The organism is Pseudomonas rustica, assembly GCF_049959085.1.
GTDB classification, from domain to species: domain Bacteria; phylum Pseudomonadota; class Gammaproteobacteria; order Pseudomonadales; family Pseudomonadaceae; genus Aquipseudomonas; species Aquipseudomonas rustica.
In genome coordinates this window covers 1,079,445-1,101,108 of record NZ_CP188200.1, presented here as the reverse complement: position 1 = coordinate 1,101,108, position 21,664 = coordinate 1,079,445, and the positions used below count along the sequence as shown (strand labels likewise).

Genomic DNA, 21,664 nt, shown 5'->3' with positions numbered 1-21,664 from the left:
GAAGCTGCCTCGGAAAACGCCGGATGTTATCACAAAGGCCGCCACGCACCTATCCCCCAGATGCGCATGGAGCATAGTTAGTTGACCGGTGACAGGCTTAACGGGGACGAGAGAGGCTTAGAGCTTCTTTGAATGCAGATTTGTGCTGTGGATTAGCGATGTTTATTGACTTTTTGGGGTGCGCACACCTGTAGGAGCTGCCGAAGGCTGCGATCTTTTGACTTTGTCTTCTAAAACAAAGTCAATAGATCGCAGCCTTCGGCAGCTCCTACATTGGGTGTCACCGCATCAATGCAGGCGTTTGCGGCACATCAACTGGGCCATTTTGGCGGTATCCGGGCGCTCGACGATGCCTTTCTCGGTGACGATCGCGTCGATCAGATCCGCCGGCGTCACGTCAAACACCGGGTTGAACGCTTCAACGTCGGCACCGACGCGCTTGCCGCCGACTTCCAGCAACTCGGCGCCATCGCGTTCTTCGATCGGGATGTCGTCGCCGCTGGCCAGGTTCATGTCGATGGTCGAACTCGGCGCCACCACCATGAAACGCACACCGTGGTGCATGGCGTTGACCGCCAGTTGATAGGTGCCGATCTTGTTCGCCACGTCACCATTGGCAGTAATGCGATCAGCACCGACGATCACCCAGGTCACACCTTTGGTTTTCATGATGTGTGCAGCAGCGGAGTCGGCATTCAGGGTCACCGGAATGCCTTCATTGGCCAGTTCCCACGCGGTCAGACGCGAGCCTTGCAGCCACGGACGGGTTTCGTCGGCGTAAACGCGCTCGACCATGCCTTCGATAAAGGCTGCGCGAATCACACCCAGCGCGGTACCGAAACCGCCTGTGGCCAGCGCGCCAGTGTTGCAATGGGTCAGAATCGCCTGAGCATTGCCTTGATGCTTGCGGATCAAGTCGACGCCGAGCTGCGCCATGGTCAGGTTGGCTTCGCGGTCGCTTTCATGAATGGCGATCGCCTCGGCCTCCAGCGCCGCCAGCGGATCGGCGTTTTCTTTCAGGCGATCAAGGCGATCGTGCATACGGCCGAGCGCCCAGAACAGGTTGACCGCGGTCGGACGGGAATCAGCCAGCAAGGCGAAATCCTCTTCCAGCGCCGCGTACCAGTCGCCACCTTCAGCGATCCGCGCGCGCGCGGCGAGCACGATGCCGTAGGCCGCACTGATGCCGATGGCCGGCGCGCCACGCACCACCATCGAGCGAATCGCCTCAGCCACGCCGGCGGCGCTGGTGTAGGCCATCCACGTTTCTTCGAACGGCAAAATACGCTGATCCAGCAGGTGCAGCGCGCCGTCTCGCCAATCGATGGCCTTCACTTTCTCCGCAGCCAACAGTCGATCGCGCATCCCACACCCCGCACTCATGAACAAAAGCCGCCGATTATAGCGATCCCCCCGCGAAGACGCTCGGGTATACTTCGCCATCCTTTACAAAAGCACTGGAACCGACCCTCGATGCCGAAACCTGCCATTGCGCTCGACTTATTATTGCTGCCGACCTGGCTGGTACCCGTCGAACCCGCAGGCGTTGTGCTCAAGGAGCATGGCCTGGGCATCCGCGACGGTCGCATCGTGTTTATCGGCCCGCGCGCCGAAGCATTGAAGTGTAACGCCACGGAAATCCGCGAGTTGCCGGATGTGCTGCTCGCCCCCGGCCTGATCAATGCGCACGGCCACGCGGCGATGACGTTGTTCCGCGGCCTGGCCGATGATCTGCCGCTGATGACCTGGCTGGAAAACCACATCTGGCCGGCCGAAGCGAAATGGGTCGATGAAGATTTCGTCCGCGACGGCACCGATCTGGCCATCGCCGAGCAGATCAAGGGTGGCATTACCTGCTTCTCGGACATGTACTTCTTTCCGAAAGTCGCCAGCGAGCGCGTGCATAACAGCGGCATCCGCGCACAGATCGCCATTCCGATTCTTGATTTCCCGATCCCGGGCGCGAGCAGTGCCGATGAAGCCATTCGTCAGGGCGTCGAATTGTTCGGCGACTTGAAGCATCACGAACGCATCAAGATCACTTTCGGCCCTCATGCACCGTACACCGTCGGCGACGAGAATCTGGAAAAAATCCGCGTGATTGCCGAGGAGCTCGATGCTTCGATCCATATGCATGTGCACGAAACCGCGTTTGAAGTTCAGCAGTCAATGGAGAAGCTCGGCGAACGTCCGCTGGCGCGCCTCGGCCGTCTCGGCTTGCTCGGCCCGCGCTTCCAGGCTGTGCACATGACCCAGATCAGCGATGATGACCTGGCGTTGCTGGTAGAAAGCAACACCAGCGTGATCCATTGCCCGGAATCCAACCTCAAACTGGCCAGCGGCTTCTGCCCGGTCGAGCGTTTGTGGCAGGCCGGGGTGAACGTTGCGGTCGGCACCGATGGCGCGGCGAGCAACAATGATCTGGATTTGCTTGGCGAAACCCGCACCGCTGCGCTGTTGGCGAAAGCCGTCGCCGGTTCGGCCACCGCGCTGGACGCCCATCGTGCGCTGCGCATGGCCACCCTGAACGGCGCACGTGCGCTGGGCATCGAAGCGCAAGTCGGCTCGCTGGAAATCGGCAAAGCCGCCGACATCGTCGCTTTCGACCTGTCCGGCCTGGCCCAGCAACCGGTGTACGACCCGGTGTCGCAGCTCATATACGCCACCGGCCGCGACTGCGTGAAACATCTGTGGGTCGCCGGCAAACAACTGCTCGACGACCGCCGCCTGACGCGACTGGACGAAGCACAACTGGGCGCCACCGCCCGGGCTTGGGGCCAGCGCATCAGCGGCCACAAAGAATCGTAAAAACCCCGGAACACACACCGGGGCTACAGCCTTTTTCAAGTTTTAGAGGATTTAACATGAGCAACGTCGACCACGCCGAAATCGCCAAATTCGAAGCCCTGGCCCATCGCTGGTGGGATCGTGAAAGCGAGTTCAAACCGCTGCACGACATCAACCCGCTGCGCGTCAACTGGATCGACGAGCGCGTCAATCTGGCCGGCAAGAAAGTCCTCGACGTCGGTTGTGGCGGCGGCATCCTCAGTGAAGCCATGGCCCAACGTGGCGCCACCGTGATGGGCATCGACATGGGCGAAGCGCCGCTGGCGGTCGCGCAACTGCATCAGCTGGAATCCGGCGTCAACGTCGAATACCGCCAGATCACCGCCGAAGACCTCGCTGAAGAAATGCCTGAGCAGTTCGACGTCGTCACCTGCCTTGAAATGCTTGAGCACGTACCGGATCCATCCTCGGTAATCCGTGCCTGCTTCCGCATGGTCAAACCGGGCGGCCAAGTGTTCTTCTCGACCATCAACCGTAATCCGAAGGCGTACTTGTTCGCCATCGTCGGCGCTGAATACATCATGAAGTTGCTGCCGCGCGGCACCCACGACTTCAAGAAATTCATCCGCCCGTCCGAGCTCGGCGCCTGGAGCCGCATGGCCGGTCTGACCGTCAAGGACATCATCGGCCTGACCTACAACCCGCTGACCAAGCACTACAAACTGGCCAGCGACGTTGACGTCAACTACATGATCCAGACCCTGCGCGAGGAGTAAGCCGATGACCATCAGAGCGGTTCTCTTCGACATGGACGGCACCCTGCTCGACACGGCGCCGGACTTCATCGCCATCTGCCAGGCAATGCGCGCCGATCGCGGCCTGCCGCCGATCAACGACAAGCACATTCGCGACGAGATTTCCGGCGGCGCCAAAGCCATGGTCGCGGTGACGTTCTCGATGGATCCGGAATCGCCGGGCTTCGAGGAATTGCGCCTTGAGTTCCTTGAGCGCTATCTGGTCGGTTGCGCCGTACACAGCAAGCTGTTCGACGGCATGGGCGAACTGCTCGCCGACATCGAAAAGGCCAACCTGATCTGGGGCGTGGTGACCAACAAGCCGCTGCGCTTTGCCGAGCCGATCATGCAGCAGTTGGGGCTGGCAGAACGTTCGGCGCTACTGATCTGCCCGGATCACGTGAAAAACAGCAAGCCGGATCCGGAGCCATTGATCCTCGCGTGCAAGATGCTTGATCTGGATCCATCGACGGTTTTGTTTGTGGGTGATGATCTGCGCGACATCGAATCGGGGCGCGACGCCGGTACGAAAACCGCGGCGGTGACGTTTGGCTACATCCACCCGGACGACAACCCGCGGCATTGGGGCGCGGACGTGGTGGTGGATCATCCGTCGGAGCTGCGCAAGGTGCTCGATAGCGCGCTTTGCAGTTGCTGATCAAGGTCAAAAGATCGCAGTCTGCGGCAGCTCCTACAGATATTTACTGTCCTGTAGGAGCTGCCGCAGGCTGCGATCTTTTAGCTATTAATGGATTGTGAGGTTTTTATGTTTGATTACTCCGCTCGTCCCGAATTGCTCAAGGATCGGGTCATTCTGGTCACCGGCGCCGGTCGTGGCATTGGCGCGGCTGCGGCGAAAACCTACGCCGCTCACGGCGCGACCGTGCTGCTGCTGGGCAAGACCGAAGCCAATCTGACGCAGGTCTACGACGAGATCGAAGCGGCGGGCCATCCGCAGCCGGCAGTGATTCCGTTCAACCTCGAAACCGCCCTGCCCCACCAATACGATGAACTGGCAGCGATGATCGAAGCTGAATTCGGCCACCTCGACGGTCTGCTGCACAATGCCTCGATCATCGGCCCGCGCACGCCGATCGAGCAGTTGTCCGGCGAGAATTTCATGCGCGTCATGCAGATCAACGTCAACGCCATGTTCATGCTGACCAGCACCCTGCTGCCGCTGCTCAAGCTGTCGCAGGATGCTTCTGTTGTCTTTACCTCCAGCAGCGTCGGTCGTAAGGGCCGCGCCTATTGGGGCGCTTATGGCGTGTCGAAGTTCGCCACTGAAGGTTTGATGCAAACCCTCGCCGACGAACTCGAATCCGTTGCGCCAGTACGCTCCAACAGCATCAACCCCGGCGCCACTCGCACCAGCATGCGTGCTCAGGCATATCCGGGGGAAAATCCGCTGAACAACCCGACGCCAGAAGAGATCATGCCGGTGTATCTGTATCTGATGGGCCCGGACAGCACCGGCATCAACGGCCAGGCTTTCAACGCTCAGTAGTGCCATACGTCGGCTTTGTTGCCGCGGCGGATTCCCGTCGCGGCCAACATTTGCCGCTCGCGACCGTCACAATTTAGTCAATTATCCAGCGCGAATTTTCCCTACAAGCTCGCAAGCCATTGAATAAAAACGGTTTTAACAAATATGAACCGAATGGCACGACTTTCGCTCTAATTTTCCTCAAAGCAAGCCGCGTGAAGGCAATGGGGCGAGGCCGATTTCGATAGCTTACTAATCGTCATCAGGCAGACTAAACTTACGCCAAACGTCCTACGGGACTGATGGATCAGTATGACGCGCAGCCCATAGCCGCTCTCACCCAGCCTGTAAGACAGACTTACTGCTAAGGGTTCACGCCATATGAAATCACCCTCCCAGACCAATGCAATTGACTTCGACAGCGCCAAATTGCAACGCCTGGGCTTCGGTCAACTGCCTCCCTTGCTGGAGCGACCGACCAGTCTTGCGCAGCTGCGCCAGCAACTGAGCCTGCAACTGCAAACCAGTCTTGAACCGCAACGTATCCTCGGGTTGTTTTTCCGTGAGGTTCAACGCCTCGTGCCGCTGGACGCCTTGAGCTACGTGCATCAGGGCAGCGACCTGCGGCTGGAGTTCGGCGCTCGCGGTCACCATTCGGTCAGCTACAGCTTGAGCCACGAAGGCGAGCACATGGGCGAACTGGTGTTCCGCCGCAATCAGCGTTTCAACGAACAGGATCAGGGCAACCTCGAATCACTGCTGTCGTCGCTGCTGTATCCGATGCGCAACGCCCTGCTCTACCGCGCCGCGACGCAAAGTGCTCTGCGAGATCCGCTGACCGGCGCCGGCAACCGCATTGCCATGGAGCAGACCCTGCAACGCGAGATCGACATGTCGCGCCGGCACGGGCAGCCACTGTCTGTGTTGATGCTGGATATCGACCACTTCAAACGCGTCAACGACAGCCATGGGCACAGCGCCGGTGATGACGTGCTCAAAGCCGTGGCGGCGTCGATCAAGGGTCAGTTGCGCAACGTCGACATGGTCTTTCGTTATGGCGGTGAAGAGTTTTTGATTCTGCTGTCGAACACCAGCCGCGAGGCGGCGGCGATGGTTGGCGAGCGACTGCGTTATGCGGCGCAGGCTGCCGAGTATTACGCCGATGGCCAGTTGATCGAGTTGACGGTGAGTCTGGGCTGCTCGACGCTGCTGCCTGGGGAATCGGCGGAGAGCCTGTTGCGTCGCGCGGACAGTGCGCTGTATGTGGCCAAGCGCGAAGGTCGTAACCGCTTGGCAATGGCGGGTTAAGCCCTCCGGACACACCCAAATCAAATGTAGGAGCGAGCCTGCTCGCGATGCGATCTGACATTCAACAATGATGTTGACTGACAGTCCGCAATTGCGAGCAGGCTCACTCCTACATTTTTTTACGCGGTGTTAGCCGAAATCAGCTCTCGACTACCGCCCTGCGCTCACGGCTTACCAGCAAACGCTCGGACGTTTCCAGTTGCATGCACCGTTCGAGGAACAGGTACATATAGTCGTAGCTCTTGCACACCGCCTGACGTAACTCGGTCTGCAATGCCTTGCTCGGGTTCATCCCCGCCAGCGTGCAGATGATCTCCAGCGCTTCCCATGGATGCGCATCATCGTACTGCGCATGCATCTTCAGCCACTTCATCGCGCGCTTGCGATCCTCTTCCGGGAACGCGGCGGCGTAGACGCCCGTGGAGCACACCACCGCTGACCACTCACCCGTTGCGCCTTCAATTGCATAGTTAGTGGCGGCAATGGCCACGATCAGCGAATCGGCGGAACTGGTGTGCCAGCACCAATGACTCAAGGCATGCAATTCCGGCGGTACTTGCTGTGCTTGCAGGTCTTCGAGACTGACACCGTGCGCGCGACTCCAGTGCACCCAATAATCGGCGTGGTTGAGTTCGACGCGGATATTGCGCATCAACCAGCGCCGCGCCATGTCTTCACCCGGATGCCGGGCAAACTTGGTTTTGGTCAGGTTCTGCGCCATGTACAACGCGAACTGCTCAACTACCGGCCAGCCCCCGACAAGGTACTGACGCATGGTTTTTGCGCTGAGCTTGTTATCACGCATGCGCAGGTACAACTCATGTTCGACAACCCGGCGCTTGCTCTCGCTGCAATCCTCAATGAGCTGTTGTGCCCAGGCAGGATAACTTGCAGCTTCCATGAGTGGTCCGGTTCGGTTGAATGTGTCGATCACTGTTCGGCTCCTTTTGATTTGTGATTATAAGGATCGGCAAGAGATTTCAACGGAACGTGCCAGGCGCTTTGAATAACAGCGGCTGCGGTCTGGCGGGCCGACTTTGCAAACTGTCACAGGTAAACAACTGCGGACGCTCAATAACGTAACCCTGAGCGTAATCAACTCCGATCTCAAGCAAGGCTTGTTCGATCTGGGTTGTTTCAACAAATTCGGCAATTGTCTGCTTACCCATGACATGCCCGATGTGATTGATCACTTCGACCATTGCGCGGTTAATCGGGTCGTCCAGCATATCCTTTACGAAACTCCCGTCGATCTTCAGGAAGTCTACAGGTAAATGTTTCAAGTAAGCGAATGAAGACATTCCGGCACAAAAGTCATCCAGCGAAAAGTAACAACCTAAGCCTTTGAGTTCATTAATAAAACGTATTGCACTGCCTAAATTTGAAATAGCACTGGTTTCAGTAATTTCAAAACAAATCATTTCAGGCGGGATGGCATAGTTAACAAACTGTTCCCGCAGGAAGTGCAAAAACGCGTCATCTCCTATAGTAATGCCTGACAGATTAATCGCACACATCGCCAACGGGCCTTCATGTTCTTCTGCAATACATTGAGCAATAACCTTAAATACGTTTTGCACAACCCAACGATCTAACTGACTCATCAATCCATAACGTTCAGCGGCCGGAATGAAACTGTCCGGAAGAATCATCCGGCCGGACTCATCATGCAGGCGCAGCAAAATTTCGATGTGCGCGCGGCCATCCTGAATGCCGCCCAGCGGTGCGATTTCCTGGGCGTACAGGCAGAAGCGATTTTCCTCCAGGGCCATGTGCAAGCGTTGCACCCAGGCCATCTCACCGAAGCGCAGGGACAGCTCTGAATCGTCGGCGTGATAGACCTGCACCCGATTGCGGCCCTTTTCCTTGGCCATGTAGCAGGCCATGTCGGCTGCGCGCAGCGACGCTTCGAGGGTGGTCGGCGTCTGACCGACATGCACCAGGCCGATACTGACGGTGGTCAGAAATGGCCGGCCCTTCCACACGAAATGCAGGTTCTGCACGGTCTGGCGCAGGCTGTCAGCAATCTTCTCCGCTGCCTCCAGCGCGCAGTTCTCCAGCAAGATCCCGAACTCATCGCCACCCAGCCGCGCCAGGGTGTCGCCCTCGCGCAGGCCTGATTGCAGCAACGCGCAGATATGCCGCAACAACTCATCGCCCGCCGCGTGACCGCAGGTGTCGTTGACCAGTTTGAACTGGTCAAGATCGAGGAACATCAGCGCATGTCGCCCGCCCTGCCGCGAGAGATTGTGCAGCGCTTGCTCCAGGCGATATTCGAACTCGCGACGGTTGGCCAGCCCGGTCAGCGCATCGTGGGTTGCCTGCCACGACAGATTGGCGATGTACTGCCGCTCCTGGGTCATGTCGTGCAACACCAGCACCGTGCCGCTGACTTTGCCGGCATTGCGGATTGGCGCGCCGACCAGCGTCACCGACACCGTGCTGCCGTCGAGTCGCTGAATCAGTTTGGAGTGTTCGCTGCCACCACTGAGCTGGCCGCTGAGAATGTGTTCGATCAGCGTCAGCCCTTCGGCCTGCGCGTTGTCATCGAGCAAATTGAACAATGCCGCCAACGGCAAGCCGGCAGCCTGCTCGGCTTTCCAGTGGGTCAGGGCCTCGGCAGCCGGGTTCATATAGTCGATAGCGCCGTCGACATCCGTTGTGATCACGCCGTCGCCAATCGAATGCAGCGTGACATGCGCACGATCTTTTTCCAGTTGCAGGGCTTCGGCAAACGCGTGGCGTTGTTTGAGCAACTTGCGTGTGCGCAACAGCGCCAGCACGATCAACCCCAGCGCGGTGGCGAGGTTGGTGAACAGCAACAGCCGCAGAATCACCCGCGAACCTTCACCCAAAGCATCACTGAACGCTTTGGCCGCCGGCGTCACGCCGTCGTTGATATCAAAAATCTGCGCTTTCCAGAGGCGAACATCCGCATCGGACGCGGTGTTCTCGGTGATGCTGTGGTGCATCTCGCGAGCCACGTTATCCAGCTCCACCAGATAGGCATCGCCCACCGTCCAGCGGTCGATCGCCCTTTCCAGATAACTGAAATGACGAAAATTGAGGTACAGCCAGATCAGGCTGGAGACGTCATCCGGGTGGTTGCCACCCTTGAGAATGCCTTCACGCGCCGATTCCAGATCCGGCGGCTGACGATCCAGGGCCACGCGCAATTGATGACCGCCCTGCGGCACGGCAATGGCGTCCTGATACTTGAGGAAGATCGCCTCGTCACGACTGTCGGCGTACAGGTTGAGGTAATAAATGGCGTCTTTCTGACCTTTCGACCACAGGCTCTCGCCCGCCACGTAACCACGTACGGCCGACAGGACATAAAGACTCACACCGCCCAATAACGCCTGAAACAACACGACGGCAATGAAAGGCCAGACGATGCCCAACAAACGTGGCGTTCCGAGCGTCCGCTTTTGCTTCATGGGATCCCTTGTATGGCACTGCCTGATCATCCCTTCCGATCAGACCACCTTCCTAGACTAGGAGGCGATCCCGGTTAGGGCAAGCGGCGGATCAGCCTCAGTGCAGTACGGCGGCGCAGGTATATATATGTACCGCCACGGCAACCTCGATACCCGATTTACTCAGCACTTCAGGTTTCCCCTTCTGTGGGAGGAACCCCTCGCAAGGAGTGCGACATGACATTAACAACCTCTTTAGCTGCACCCGACACGGCAGAATCGATCGCCAGACAGGCGCTGGGGCTGGATGGCGCCGTGAATATCGATGCGTTGATTGCCCGCCCGACCGCCCGCGATTACAAACGTCACAAAGCACATTTGCGTGGGAGATCCGCGCTCGCGCAGTCACTGACCATCGATGCATACAACGCGCAACGGATGGATGAGCGAATCTACGACACCGTCAAAGACTTCATGAAGTCGAGTCCGCAATTGATCCGCCGTTTGGCCAGCGACGTGATGTATCGCGCATCCAGTGACGACGTACGCGCAACCCCCTCGGTGTTTCTCCAGCGAATACTCGACTCTGCCCCCTCACAGGATCTGACCGACCGCCTGCTGAAGACACTCAAGTGGTATGGCGCGCTACCGGGCGAAAAGACGGCCCCGTCGGTGCGCTATCAACTGCTCTGCAAAGCCATCTGCCTTTACCTGCACAAGCCAATGGCCGATGAGCCACAGGTGCTCGCCGGTTTCGACTGGCAAGCACCCGCCCACTGGGGCAAGAGTTACCAGACTTTGCACGATGACTTTGAACAGCACCTGCAACGCAGCCTTCGTGCGGCCGACTGCAAAGAGGCGATCATCCTGGCGCGGATCTCCCGGAACCGACTCTCCGGGGATTTTGCAGTCAGCGATGTGCCGTCCGAGTTGCGTTATAAAAGCTCGGTGGTGTGGGTCAACTTCATGCATGGCGTACTGCTTGCCGAGGCGTTGGAGCTGAATCGCGCCCACCCGCTGTCTTTTCAGACAATGGTGAATTTGCCTTTGCAACACAGTGACGGCGCTGCTCCCGAACAACTTGAACACATCGCCAGATTACGGCTTGGCCCCGCACTGGAATGGGCGGTGTGCATGGGATTTGTTGAGTCGCGAGATGCCCAAGATTACAGCGAGGAAGACATCGAACGAGCGATGACGGCGCTGGAGGTTCACAGCGCAAGTTTGAACACGGCCGTGATGACGCTGGAAGAACCCACTCCTGAAAGGCTGAAGATGGCCAGACAGATCAAAAACGACCAGTTCGGCCCCTATGCACTGGAGTCCGTCGGCCCCAGATTTTTCCCCCTTGAGCCACCTGCGTCGTTGTCTTTCAAGGATATGCCGACGGTGAAGCTAACCAGCTACGCCTTTCTCGACCTCTACGCTGACGACCAGTTTGAAAACGAAAAGAGATGGGGCGTTACCGAGGCCGATGGCAAGACGCGCACGAGCACAACGTTTCGAATCGACAAGAACCGACGCTGCCATCTCGAGCGCAAAGATGCTGCGGGGGATTACCGACCCTATTTTTCCGGGGGGGTCATTCCCAATGGCAAGTCATTGCCGAATATCAACACAGCATTCGAATCCGCCTTCGACCGCTATCTGACGACCGCCACCAAGGCCTATCAAACCCTGATCGCCAGCCTGCTGACTTCCCTGCCCCTCGTTGAACGCATAGCCATTTCACAGGGCGATGTCGAGGTGTTGCGTCTACGAATACCGATCAAACAGGATGGACAATCCACAGACACAAAGGCCAGAAAGGGCTTCCTGCTCAAGGTAAGCAAGGACGACGAGATCAGTTACTACGAAGTCATTCCCAGCGCAGGCCTTATTCGTTTACGACCCGGTTTGAGATTTTCCACCGTCGCGGGCGTCCGCACCGAATTTCCTTTGCACGCGATCATCCCCAACCAAACCTATTCGCCCGAACACAACCTCAGCACTTCGCTGTTGATCGACGACAAAGCGCATTTCCATGGATCGACACCTGCGCAACGCGCTTATTGCATCGGGTATTTCGATCGCGTAGCGCATCTACCGTCAGCGGACGCAGTCCCATCAGGCAGTCAACCGGCAGCGCTGATGGCGCGCCTGAATGAAGTCGCCAATTACATCGCTTCGAAGTTTCTCTACGTCGATGAACAGCAGATGCGCATCGATGCCCGGGGCATGAGCGCTTTCGACATCCTCAGGGCCGAAGGCGAGAGCCGCCGGGAAACACTAGTAGCAGTGGTCAAAGGATTCGTGCCTTTCTGGGGCAGCCTTGATGATCTGCTGGCAGACAATGCTGACAGCAAGGTACTGGGCGGCGTCGGGCTGCTATTGGATCTGGCCTCGTTTCTTTGCCCTATCGGCAAGTTCATGTCAGGGTCAATTCGTTTGATCAAGGCTGCATCTGGCACGGCGCGCATGACCGTCAAAGCCAGCCTGCCGGCCTTTTCGACGCTGACTCGCAAGCTGTTGCTGTCTTCGGTGAAAAACCTCAACCCGCTGGATGGCATTCCGTCGCTACTCAAAGGTGTCGGAAAAGGCCTGCTCGTCGCCGGTCACGCGGGCGTAGCGGGCATCAGAACGCTGAGCGACGTTGCGAACTTCCGACTGTTTCGCAACCTGCCGCAAGCAATCGATGCCGGCCAATGGAAAGCGCTGAACCCAAACGACCAATTGGCCACGATCAATGGCATTGACGACGTGCTCGTGCGCCATACCCGGTCAACGGATTCAAAACGACTGCATCTGGTCGACCCTGCAACGTCTTTGCCCTACGGCCCACGCTTGCATAACAACCGACAGCTCATCCTCGGCAGATCGACTTTCAAGGCGTTGCCGCCGACCGAAAACCACGCGCTGGCGGTCTTACCGGAGCACGCCCGCGTCCGGGAAATATTCGAGATCGATGGGCGCACCACGCTGTTGGTCGATGACATCCCATACCGTCTCGACGGCGACCAACTGCGCCGCGCCGATTTGATTGATGACCAACCGATGTACAAAGCGTTGCCTTGCCGGGTCAAGCGCGCCGGGGACGAATTCTGCAAAACGCGTTATGTCACCCGTGAACCGGCACCCACCCCGGCCGTTGGCAGTTTTGACCTGAGCAAGGGCTGGGCACCGTGGTTTGGGGACAGCATTTACACGCCAGCGATTGCCGCGCAATCACTGCGACTGAAGCCCCTGAAAGTAAATACTCAGCACCCGGCGACACTGGTATTTCAAAAAGGCATTTACGCAAGAATCAAAGTAGAGATCCCCTTTGGAGCGCGGAATCGGATTGATACCTTCGAAACCGGGGCAATCGTCGTGCCTGCCATCGACGGTTCAAAGCATTACGTATTCACTCGACTGGGCGCCGGAAATTTCTTTTTCGCCGATCTCCCTTCCGGGCAAAGTCTTTCCACTCCACTGACCTTGCGCAACGCTGACGCCTTGCCAATGGATCTCAGAGACGAACTGACGACGGTCTACACCGGCTCGCTGAATGCCAACAACATGGCACGGATCTACGGCATCGCAGCCGTGGAGCGGGCATTGAACGCGATGGAAGAAATCGCCATTCCAATTGGCGGTCTCACCCACCCGCCCGATTCGTTGCGACTGATCAAAGTCGACACCAGCCCGGGGGAAGCGGTTCTTTTCGACCATTCCACACGAATGATTGTCAGGCATTCCAGCGACGGTGCCGCGACCTGGTCACTGTCCCGAGCAGCATCGGACAATATTCGACAGACCACGGCACGGGTGTTCAATGCATTGTTCGAGAAATCCGTAATCACCGTTGATTCAGCCGCGGGCGGAGCGAAAGCACTGAAGATCGACAACACCATGCAGCAACTGCAACACCTGATCAGCCAGCGCAACGGGAAAAAATTGCACAGTCCGCGGAACATCGCGTTCGCTGAAATCAGCACGCAAAACGGCACCCGGGAAGTGTATGTCAGCGTTTCCGGGCAACAAGGGGACACAGCCTATCTGCCTCTGTTTGCGCGCCATCAAAACTCCGCTCAAGTAACGCTCGGTGACACGACTTACATCAACATTGATCATGCGAGCAGGTTCTCTGCGACCTCGCTCAGCGTCTCTGACTCCGGAAAGATCCGCGCGATTCCGCACACTATCGACAACATCGAGACCTATTCGCCCGCCCTGACCGCGCGGCCGACTTCACTGGATACCGAGAGCAAGCTCATCCGCGTGATCCGCAGCAAATACCCCGATCCGCAAACGCTGGACTCAATCACCATCGCCACGACAATGGCACCGTGCGATTCCTGCGCGGTGGTGATGAAGCAGTTTGGTTATGAAGGCGGGCCGGAGGCGATGAACGTGCTCTGGAAGTAAGCACTCAGTGGCGCTGCAAATGCCCGTAGAGCTTGGCGTACAAACCACCATCGGCGATCAGTTGTTGATGATCGCCGTCTTCAGCCACTTGCCCGCCATCGAACACTAACACGCGATCGGCCTGCTTCACCGCTGACAAACGGTGGGCAATGATCAGCGTAGTGCGACCGTTGAGAAAGCGCGCCATGGCCTGATGCAGGTTGTATTCGGTGGCGGCATCGAGGGCTGAGGTGGCTTCGTCGAGGATCACCACTTTTGGCTCGGCGAGGATCATCCGCGCAATCGCCAAACGTTGGCGCTGACCACCGGAGAGGCGCACGCCGGAGCGGCCGACGATGCTGTCGAGGCCATCCGGCAAGGCGCGGATGGTTGCTTCGAGCTGGGCGATTTCCAGCGCCTGCCAACAGGCTTCGTCGTCGCGCTTGCGACCCATGGTCAGGTTGGCGCGCACGGTATCGTTGAACAGCGCCGGGTGTTGCAACACCACCGCGACGTTCTCGCGCACTGTGTCGAGGCCGATTTCCTGCTGGGTCGAACCGCCGAAACGAATGGTGCCGGACAGCGGCGTGTACAACCCCAGCAGCAATTGCACGAGAGTACTTTTGCCGCCGCCACTGGCACCGACAATCGCGACTTTCTCACCGGGGGCAATCGACAGATCGAGCTGATCGAGCACCAGTTCATCGCCGTAACCGAAGCTCAACCCTTGCACCTGAATACCGACGGTGTCGCGGCCCTTGAACGGATCGACGCCGCCGGGATATTGCGGCTCGTCGGCCCGCGCCAGCAACTCGTTGATCCGCGTCAGCGCACCGCCCGCCGCGTAGTAGGCGTATTGCAGGTTGAGCAGCTGTTCGACCGGGCCGATCATGAACCACAGGTAACTGAACACCGCGAGCATCTGGCCGATCGACAGGTCGGAAAACAGCACGGTGAGCATCGCCGCCGCACGGAAAATATCGATACCGAACTGAAATAACAAACCACTGGCGCGGTTGGAGGCGTCAGTTTTCCATTGCGAGTTGACCGCGTAATTGCGCACTTCCTGCGCGCGCAGGCCGAGTCTGCCGAGGAAAAACCCCTGCCGGTTGCCGGCGCGAATTTCCTGAATCGCATCGAGGGTTTCACTCAGCGCCTGAGTGAAGCGCGCGGTGCTGTCGTTCTCTAGTTTCTTCAGGTGTTTGACGCGTTTGCCCAACTGCACCGTGGCGTAAATCACCAGCGGGTTGAACAGCAAAATCAACAGCGCCAGTTTCCAGTGCATCCACATGAGAATGCTCGCGGTACCGACCAGGGTCAGCATCGCCACCAGGAAACGGCTGAGGGTTTCGCCGACGAATTTGTCGAGGGTATCGAGATCGGTGACCAGGTGCGTGGTCACCGTGCCGCTGCCGAGACTTTCGTATTCGCCGAGGGAAATCCGCTTGAGCCGCTCGATCAGGCGCACGCGGATGCGGTAAACGATGTCCTTGGCCAGTCGCGCAAACAATCGCGACTGCAACACGCAAAAACACAGCGAGCTGCAACGCAGAGTCAGCGTCACCACCAGCATCAGGCCGATGTAGCCTGCCGCTTGCTGCCACATGCTGGGCAACACGTGGTTCATGACTTTCAATGCCGCATCGCCGTGGCCGAGCAAGACTTCATCGACCAGCAACGGCAGCAACAGAGGAATCGGCACGCTGCACAGCGTCGCCAGAACAGCCACGCCGTTAGCGATCCACAGGGATTTTTTGTGTGTGAGAGCCAATCGCCGGACTTCTGCCCAGCTCAGCCGGTCGACACGCTTTACGGCTGGCGTGTCATCGGCCGGATCATGCACAGGCAGCGCGCTCCAGCCAGCGGCCGAGCAACGGCGACAGTTCGCTGAGCGGTTGATAGCCGTTGGTCAGCAACGCCAATTGACCGTTACGTTCGGCGAGCAAGGTCGGGAACCCGGCGATGCCGAGATCCTGCACCCAATTGAAATCAGCCAAGGTGGCTTCGTGCTGATCGGCACGGTCAAACAGCGCAGCAAATTCGATACGCGGCACGCCGGCCTGCTCGGCCAGTTCCACCAGCACGCTGGCTTGGGTGACATCACGACCTTCGGCGTAAAACGCCTGCTGGATCAGTCCGACCAGTGTCCATGCGCAATCCGGTGCCAGGCTGCGCGCGGTGACGATCGCACGGCAGGCAGGCTCGGTGTCGTAAACAAAACCGTCGGGCAACGCGCCGTCGAATCTGAACGGCTGGCCAGTCGCTTCGGTGACCGCTTGCCAGTGCTCAAGAATGTAGCGCCGCGTGGTCGGCTCCAACGCCGAGCCGCTGCCGGTGCGCAAACCGCCGACCACCAGATGCAGCTCGACCCCGGCTGCCTGCGCCTGCTCCACCAATGCCTTGGCCACTGGAGCAAAACCCCAGCACCACGAACACATCGGGTCCATCACATAGAGCAGGCGTGCAGACATGATTAAGCCTCGGTGGATGCTTGCTTATAGTTGTAGCCGATCGGGTGCGGCTGGTTGCGCGCCTTGGCCAGTTCGATCTGCTTCTGCCGGTCGATGGCGCTGCGGCGGGTCTTCTCGCTCAGCTTGTCCCAGCAATGCGGGCAACTGATGCCGGCGACGTAATGCTCGGAGGCGCGATCTTCAACGCTGACCGGTGTGCGGCAGGCATGACATTGATCGTAGTCGCCTTCGCTGAGGTCGTGACGCACGGTCACGCGGTTGTCGAACACGAAGCAGTCACCCTGCCACTTGGTTTCTTCCTGCGGCACCTCTTCGAGGTACTTCAGAATGCCGCCCTTGAGGTGGTAAACCTCTTCGTAGCCCTCGCTGAGCATGTAGCTCGAGGCTTTCTCGCAGCGAATACCGCCGGTGCAAAACATCGCGACTTTCTTGTGAACGGCCGGGTTGAAGTGTTCTTTGATGTAGTCAGGGAATTCGCGAAAACTGGTGGTTTTCGGATCAATGGCGCCTTCGAAGGTGCCGATCGACACTTCGTAATCGTTGCGCGTATCGATCAACAGCACTTCCGGGTCGCTGATCAACGCGTTCCAGTCTTGCGGATCAACGTAGGTGCCGACCTTTTTGTTCGGGTCAACGCCTTCGACACCGAGGGTGACGATCTCTTTCTTCAGTTTGACTTTGGTGCGATAGAACGGCTGCTCGTCGCAGTACGACTCTTTGTGATCGATGTCGATCATGCGTGGGTCGTTCTTGAGCCAGGCGAGCAGGCCGTCGATGCCTTCGCGAGTGCCGGACACCGTGCCGTTGATGCCTTCTTCGGCGATCAGCAGAGTGCCTTTGATCTGGTTGTCGACCATCGCTTGCAGCAGAGGCTCGCGCAGGTTGACGTAATCTTCGAGGGTGACGAACTTATACAGTGCCGCCACGACAATCGGTTGTGTCATGGGTATTTCTCCAGGTGGCTACCCTCGCAAAGGGTGAACCGGATTCAAAAAAAAACGCGCCGGGTGAGCGGCGCGTTGCGGATTCTAGCAAAAAAGCAGCTTCAAGCGGCGAGCTTCAAGCGGCAAGCCAAGAACACTCGCCTTTAACTTGCAGCTTTCCGCTTGAAGCTCATCGCTGCTTTCCTCCGGCACAGGTCGGCGATGCCGGGGCGGCGCCGGTCTCTGCCCATTCCTGCGGGGTGTAGGTGTGCAGCGCCAACGCATGGAACTCGCCCATCAGCTCGCCGAGCGTGCCGTAGACTTTCTGGTGGCGCTTGACCCGGTTCAGGCCTTCGAACTGCGCGCTGACCACCACTGCCTTGAAGTGGGTCTGCAACCCGCGACTGTGCATGTGGCTTTCATCCAGCACTTGCAGATGCTCAGGCTGTAACAGGCCCAGCGTAGATTCGATGCGTTGTTGCATGCTCATCACGAACTCCGCTTACGGCTTTTTCTTGGCCGGAGCAGCGCCTTTCGGGGCCAGCTCGTTGGTCATGTCTTCCAGCAGCTTGTTGACTACCGGTACGGCGCTTTCCAGTTTGGCCTGGGTCATCTGGGCCGATTGCTGAGTCAGCTGCGGCATTTTTTCCAGGACTTTTTTGCCCAGTGGCGACTGGTAGAACGCGACCAGATCTTTCAGCTCGGATTCGCTGAAGTTGGTGGTGTACAGCTTGACCATGTCCGGCTTCAGCTTGTTCCAGCCAATGGCCTGATCCAGCGCGGCATTGGCCTTGGCCTGGTAGGTTTCCAGCACGGCTTTTTTAGCTTCAGGGGCTTTGGTCTGCTCAAAGCGCTGAGCGAACATTTGCTGCACTTGCATGTACACCGGAGTGCCCAGTTTGTCAGCGTGGGCCAGTGTCAGGAAAGCTTCGGCACTGGCGTTGTGGCTGGCGGTATCGGCAAGCACCTGGCCGCTGGCGCAAACCAGTGCAACCGCGGTACAGATGGCACGAAGACGAGTCATCGAGTTTCCTTTTAAGCAAAGCGAGGTAAAACCCCAAGGGCGACCATTCTGCGCCTAAAAATCGCTGCGGCTCAACCCCCCAAGCCTTGCCGCGCTTGATTGGCGGGGTTTTACCGGTCAACAATCGATTCGATGGAACCACCCGGGCCGAACCCGGCCTAAACTGCGCAAACAGACCAACAGGAGTGTGCACGATGAGCCGTATCGAAACCGACAGCCTGGGCCAGATCGACGTCCCGGACGATGCTTACTGGGGGGCTCAGACGCAACGCTCGCTGATCAACTTCGCCATCGGTCAGGAACGCATGCCGCTGCCGGTACTGCACGCCCTGGCCCTGATCAAGAAAGCCGCGGCACGGGTCAACGACCGCAACGGCGACCTGCCCGCCGACATCGCCCGCCTGATCGAACAGGCCGCTGACGAAGTCCTCGACGGCCAGCATGACGACCAGTTTCCGCTCGTCGTTTGGCAGACCGGCAGCGGCACCCAGAGCAACATGAACGTCAACGAGGTGATCGCCGGTCGCGCCAACGAACTGGCCGGCAATCCGCGCGGCGGCAAAACCCCGGTGCACCCGAATGACCACGTCAACCGCTCGCAAAGTTCCAACGACTGTTTCCCCACTGCCATGAGCATCGCCACTGCGCAAGCCGTGCAGGAACAACTGCTGCCGGCAATTGCCGAGCTGTCCGGAGGCCTCGCCGAACTCGCCGCGCGCCATATGAAACTGGTGAAAACCGGGCGCACGCACATGATGGACGCGACGCCGATCACCTTCGGTCAGGAATTGTCCGGTTTTATCGCGCAGCTGGATTACGCCGAACGGGCGATCCGTGCCGCGCTGCCGGCGGTGTGTGAACTGGCACAGGGCGGCACCGCCGTCGGCACCGGGCTGAACTCGCCGCACGGTTTTGGTGAAGCGATTGCTGCCGAACTGGCGGCGCTGTCGGGCCTACCATTCGTGACCGCGCCAAACAAGTTCGCCGCCCTCGCCGGCCACGAACCGCTGACCAGCCTCTCCGGCGCACTGAAAACCCTCGCCGTGGCGCTCATGAAAATCGCCAACGACCTTCGGTTGCTCGGCTCCGGCCCACGCGCCGGTTTTGCCGAAGTGCGCCTACCGGCCAACGAGCCGGGCAGCTCGATTATGCCGGGCAAGGTCAACCCGACCCAATGCGAAGCGCTATCGATGCTCGCCTGTCAGGTGCTGGGCAACGACGTGACGATCGGCATCGCCGCCAGTCAGGGTCACCTTCAATTGAACGTGTACAAACCGGTGATCATCCACAATCTGCTGCAATCGATCCGCCTGCTTGGCGATGGCTGCAGCAACTTCCAGCAGCACTGCATTGCCGGGCTGGAGCCGGATGCGGAAGTCATGGCGCGGCATCTGGAGCTAGGACTGATGCTGGTGACGGCGCTGAATCCGCACATCGGTTATGACAAGTCGGCAGAGATCGCCAAGAAGGCTTACAGCGAGGGGCTGACGTTGCGTGAGGCGGCGTTGGCGTTGGGCTATCTGACCGATGAAGAGTTTGATGCGTGGGTGCGGCCGGAAAACATGATTGAGGCTGGGGCCAAGGGCTAAAAACAAAAGATCGCAGCCTGCGGCAGCTCCTACATTGGAATGCGTTCTCTGTAGGAGCTGCCGCAGGCTGCGATCTTTTGATCTTCAGGCCATACGCATGCGCCGCGCCTTGAGCCCGGCAATCAACGACGGCCCCAACGCCACCAGCGCCGAGCCCAACACCACCAACACCGCCCCGCCATACCCAAGCCCATTGATCTGCTCGGCATGCACGTACTCCGGCCAGATCCCTGCCGCAATCGCCACCGCGCCAAACGTCACCAACGGCGTAATCGCCAACGTCGCACTGACCCGCGACGCCTCCCAGTGCGCCAGCGCTTCGGCAAACGCGCCATAGGCAATCAACGTATTCATGCAGCACGCCAGCAGCAACCAACTCTGCAACGGACTCAGCTCCAGCGCTTCGAGCGGGTGCACCCACGGCGTCAGCAACAACGCGCAGAACAGGTAAATCACCATCATCACCTGCAACGAATTCCACACCGTGAGCAATTGCTTCTGACCCAGCGCGTAAAACGTCCAGACAGTCGACGCCAACAGCACCAGCAACACGCCGGCGGTGTAATCCGACAACGAGGTCAGCAACTCCGCCAGACGCTGATTAAAGAACAGCACAAAACCGATCAACAGCACCAACAACCCGATGCCCTGGCCAATGCTGAAACGCTCCTTGAACACAAACAGACTGGCGATCAGCAACATGATCGGGCCCATCTGCACCACCAGTTGCGCGGTGCCGGGGCTGAGCAGGTTGAGGCCCATCAGATACAGCACGTAGTTGCCGACCAAGCCGAGCACCGCCATCAGCACCAGCCAGCCACCCTTGGGCCCCAGCACTTTGCGGCTCGGCAGGCGTTTGACCGCGGCCAGATAAATGAACAGGCAACTGCCGGACACCATCAAGCGAAACCAGGTCACCGTGACGGGATCCATCACCAGCAACACCTGTTTGAGTTTGATCGGCAGGATGCCCCACAGAAACGCGGTCAGCAGCGCCAGGAACAAGCCGTAAACCCAGCGACCGGATGAAATGTGCATGCGAACCCCAAAAGCCTGCTGACGAGTGCGCTCATTCTAGGCGTGCCGCCGGGCGCGACACAGGGACAGTTGGGGCCAGGACGTGAATGAAACTGTGCAGGTCGCAGCATTAAATTGACGCGCTGCCGTTGATCGGCTGGCCGCGCGGGTTAAGTGCTTCAGGCATGAGCTGATTGGATCCCGTCCAGCGCCTCAGCCAAGGAGACCGATCATGTTAGGCATGCGCGCCCAAGACAACGCCCCCGCCACGCACTTTCGCAGCGACCGCGTGTGCCGGGTCAATGGCGAACTGTATTTCAGCACTAGGGAAAATACCCTTGAAGGGCCGTTTGAGAGTGCCGAGCAGATTGAGAAGGAAATTCAGGCTTATATTGCGCGGATGCAGGGGCTGGATTCCAGCCGATAGTCAGTGGTGAATTCATTCGCGAGCAGGCTCGCTCCCACAGGATTCAAGTGAACA

17 protein-coding genes are annotated in these 21,664 nt (G+C 58.8%); 8 read left to right on the top strand and 9 right to left on the bottom strand.

The window, feature by feature from the left end; genetic code table 11:
* Positions 1 to 288: 288 nt before the first annotated feature.
* Complete coding sequence (gene mtnA, locus ACP3TY_RS05245) at positions 289 to 1,365, bottom strand: S-methyl-5-thioribose-1-phosphate isomerase (protein ID WP_426619365.1); 1,077 nt, start codon at positions 1,363 to 1,365, stop codon at positions 289 to 291.
* Positions 1,366 to 1,473: 108 nt separating this feature from the next.
* Here mtnA and ACP3TY_RS05240 point away from each other — a divergent pair, with 108 nt between their 5' ends.
* The 5 genes from ACP3TY_RS05240 to ACP3TY_RS05220 all read left to right on the top strand — a co-directional run bounded on the left by ACP3TY_RS05240 (position 1,474) and on the right by ACP3TY_RS05220 (position 6,375).
* The gene (locus ACP3TY_RS05240; RefSeq protein ID WP_426619364.1) at positions 1,474 to 2,808 is read left to right on the top strand and encodes a TRZ/ATZ family hydrolase; all 1,335 of its coding nucleotides are present in this window, start codon (positions 1,474 to 1,476) and stop codon (positions 2,806 to 2,808) included.
* Between the two features lie 56 nt (positions 2,809 to 2,864).
* Positions 2,865 to 3,563 carry a bifunctional 2-polyprenyl-6-hydroxyphenol methylase/3-demethylubiquinol 3-O-methyltransferase UbiG gene (gene ubiG, locus ACP3TY_RS05235; protein WP_008079776.1) on the top strand — a complete coding sequence of 233 codons (699 nt, stop codon included), beginning with the start codon at positions 2,865 to 2,867 and terminating at the stop codon, positions 3,561 to 3,563.
* Positions 3,564 to 3,567: 4 nt separating this feature from the next.
* Positions 3,568 to 4,239: an N-acetylmuramic acid 6-phosphate phosphatase MupP gene (mupP, locus tag ACP3TY_RS05230; protein WP_426619363.1), complete on the top strand. Its 672-nt coding sequence runs from the start codon at positions 3,568 to 3,570 to the stop codon at positions 4,237 to 4,239.
* A 108-nt stretch (positions 4,240 to 4,347) separates the two neighbouring features.
* On the top strand, positions 4,348 to 5,088 hold the full coding sequence (locus tag ACP3TY_RS05225) for a YciK family oxidoreductase (RefSeq protein WP_426619362.1): 741 nt from the start codon (positions 4,348 to 4,350) through the stop codon (positions 5,086 to 5,088).
* 360 nt (positions 5,089 to 5,448) lie between these two features.
* Positions 5,449 to 6,375, top strand: a complete 927-nt coding sequence (locus ACP3TY_RS05220) for a GGDEF domain-containing protein (RefSeq protein WP_053122473.1) — start codon at positions 5,449 to 5,451, stop codon at positions 6,373 to 6,375.
* Positions 6,376 to 6,514: 139 nt separating this feature from the next.
* On the opposite strand, the gene ACP3TY_RS05215 is transcribed toward ACP3TY_RS05220, so the two are convergent.
* Together ACP3TY_RS05215 and ACP3TY_RS05210 are read right to left on the bottom strand one after the other, a co-directional pair.
* Positions 6,515 to 7,276 (bottom strand): TenA family transcriptional regulator, encoded by a 762-nt coding sequence (locus tag ACP3TY_RS05215; RefSeq protein ID WP_371925881.1) that lies wholly within the window; start codon positions 7,274 to 7,276, stop codon positions 6,515 to 6,517.
* 79 nt (positions 7,277 to 7,355) lie between these two features.
* Positions 7,356 to 9,815 carry an EAL domain-containing protein gene (locus ACP3TY_RS05210; RefSeq protein ID WP_212543754.1) on the bottom strand — a complete coding sequence of 820 codons (2,460 nt, stop codon included), beginning with the start codon at positions 9,813 to 9,815 and terminating at the stop codon, positions 7,356 to 7,358.
* Positions 9,816 to 10,031: 216 nt separating this feature from the next.
* Between ACP3TY_RS05210 and ACP3TY_RS05205 the strand changes: the two genes are divergently transcribed.
* Positions 10,032 to 14,180 (top strand): deaminase domain-containing protein, encoded by a 4,149-nt coding sequence (locus ACP3TY_RS05205; RefSeq protein ID WP_426619361.1) that lies wholly within the window; start codon positions 10,032 to 10,034, stop codon positions 14,178 to 14,180.
* 4 nt (positions 14,181 to 14,184) lie between these two features.
* Here ACP3TY_RS05205 and ACP3TY_RS05200 read toward each other — a convergent pair whose 3' ends face one another.
* The 5 genes from ACP3TY_RS05200 to ACP3TY_RS05180 form a co-directional block, all read right to left on the bottom strand.
* Positions 14,185 to 16,002 carry an ABC transporter ATP-binding protein gene (locus ACP3TY_RS05200; protein ID WP_426619360.1) on the bottom strand — a complete coding sequence of 606 codons (1,818 nt, stop codon included), beginning with the start codon at positions 16,000 to 16,002 and terminating at the stop codon, positions 14,185 to 14,187.
* A complete protein-coding gene (locus tag ACP3TY_RS05195; protein WP_172680145.1) occupies positions 15,995 to 16,597 on the bottom strand; it encodes a DsbA family protein in 603 nt (200 codons plus the stop codon). Before ACP3TY_RS05195 ends, ACP3TY_RS05200 begins: the two co-directional genes overlap by 8 nt.
* A 35-nt stretch (positions 16,598 to 16,632) precedes the next feature.
* On the bottom strand, positions 16,633 to 17,574 hold the full coding sequence (locus tag ACP3TY_RS05190) for a rhodanese-related sulfurtransferase (RefSeq protein WP_053122483.1): 942 nt from the start codon (positions 17,572 to 17,574) through the stop codon (positions 16,633 to 16,635).
* A 169-nt stretch (positions 17,575 to 17,743) separates the two neighbouring features.
* On the bottom strand, positions 17,744 to 18,043 hold the full coding sequence (locus tag ACP3TY_RS05185; protein ID WP_158835708.1) for a BolA family protein: 300 nt from the start codon (positions 18,041 to 18,043) through the stop codon (positions 17,744 to 17,746).
* Positions 18,044 to 18,055: 12 nt separating this feature from the next.
* On the bottom strand, positions 18,056 to 18,577 hold the full coding sequence (locus ACP3TY_RS05180; protein WP_053122485.1) for a DUF2059 domain-containing protein: 522 nt from the start codon (positions 18,575 to 18,577) through the stop codon (positions 18,056 to 18,058).
* A gap of 194 nt (positions 18,578 to 18,771) precedes the next feature.
* Here ACP3TY_RS05180 and ACP3TY_RS05175 point away from each other — a divergent pair, with 194 nt between their 5' ends.
* A complete protein-coding gene (locus ACP3TY_RS05175) occupies positions 18,772 to 20,166 on the top strand; it encodes a class II fumarate hydratase (RefSeq protein ID WP_426619359.1) in 1,395 nt (464 codons plus the stop codon).
* Between the two features lie 84 nt (positions 20,167 to 20,250).
* On the opposite strand, the gene ACP3TY_RS05170 is transcribed toward ACP3TY_RS05175, so the two are convergent.
* On the bottom strand, positions 20,251 to 21,204 hold the full coding sequence (locus ACP3TY_RS05170) for a DMT family transporter (protein WP_426619358.1): 954 nt from the start codon (positions 21,202 to 21,204) through the stop codon (positions 20,251 to 20,253).
* A 211-nt stretch (positions 21,205 to 21,415) separates the two neighbouring features.
* Between ACP3TY_RS05170 and ACP3TY_RS05165 the strand changes: the two genes are divergently transcribed.
* Positions 21,416 to 21,610: a DUF6316 family protein gene (locus tag ACP3TY_RS05165; protein WP_212543757.1), complete on the top strand. Its 195-nt coding sequence runs from the start codon at positions 21,416 to 21,418 to the stop codon at positions 21,608 to 21,610.
* The last annotated feature ends 54 nt before the right edge of the window (positions 21,611 to 21,664 follow it).

Coding starts and splice junctions, on each gene's coding strand:
- mtnA (WP_426619365.1), bottom strand. CDS start 1,365: ATGCGCGATCGACTGTTGGCTGCGGAGAAAGTGAAGGCCATCGATTGG.
- ACP3TY_RS05240 (WP_426619364.1), top strand. CDS start 1,474: ATGCCGAAACCTGCCATTGCGCTCGACTTATTATTGCTGCCGACCTGG.
- ubiG (WP_008079776.1), top strand. CDS start 2,865: ATGAGCAACGTCGACCACGCCGAAATCGCCAAATTCGAAGCCCTGGCC.
- mupP (WP_426619363.1), top strand. CDS start 3,568: ATGACCATCAGAGCGGTTCTCTTCGACATGGACGGCACCCTGCTCGAC.
- ACP3TY_RS05225 (WP_426619362.1), top strand. CDS start 4,348: ATGTTTGATTACTCCGCTCGTCCCGAATTGCTCAAGGATCGGGTCATT.
- ACP3TY_RS05220 (WP_053122473.1), top strand. CDS start 5,449: ATGAAATCACCCTCCCAGACCAATGCAATTGACTTCGACAGCGCCAAA.
- ACP3TY_RS05215 (WP_371925881.1), bottom strand. CDS start 7,276: ATGGAAGCTGCAAGTTATCCTGCCTGGGCACAACAGCTCATTGAGGAT.
- ACP3TY_RS05210 (WP_212543754.1), bottom strand. CDS start 9,815: ATGAAGCAAAAGCGGACGCTCGGAACGCCACGTTTGTTGGGCATCGTC.
- ACP3TY_RS05205 (WP_426619361.1), top strand. CDS start 10,032: ATGACATTAACAACCTCTTTAGCTGCACCCGACACGGCAGAATCGATC.
- ACP3TY_RS05195 (WP_172680145.1), bottom strand. CDS start 16,597: ATGTGTTCGTGGTGCTGGGGTTTTGCTCCAGTGGCCAAGGCATTGGTG.
- ACP3TY_RS05190 (WP_053122483.1), bottom strand. CDS start 17,574: ATGACACAACCGATTGTCGTGGCGGCACTGTATAAGTTCGTCACCCTC.
- ACP3TY_RS05185 (WP_158835708.1), bottom strand. CDS start 18,043: ATGAGCATGCAACAACGCATCGAATCTACGCTGGGCCTGTTACAGCCT.
- ACP3TY_RS05180 (WP_053122485.1), bottom strand. CDS start 18,577: ATGACTCGTCTTCGTGCCATCTGTACCGCGGTTGCACTGGTTTGCGCC.
- ACP3TY_RS05175 (WP_426619359.1), top strand. CDS start 18,772: ATGAGCCGTATCGAAACCGACAGCCTGGGCCAGATCGACGTCCCGGAC.
- ACP3TY_RS05170 (WP_426619358.1), bottom strand. CDS start 21,204: ATGCACATTTCATCCGGTCGCTGGGTTTACGGCTTGTTCCTGGCGCTG.
- ACP3TY_RS05165 (WP_212543757.1), top strand. CDS start 21,416: ATGTTAGGCATGCGCGCCCAAGACAACGCCCCCGCCACGCACTTTCGC.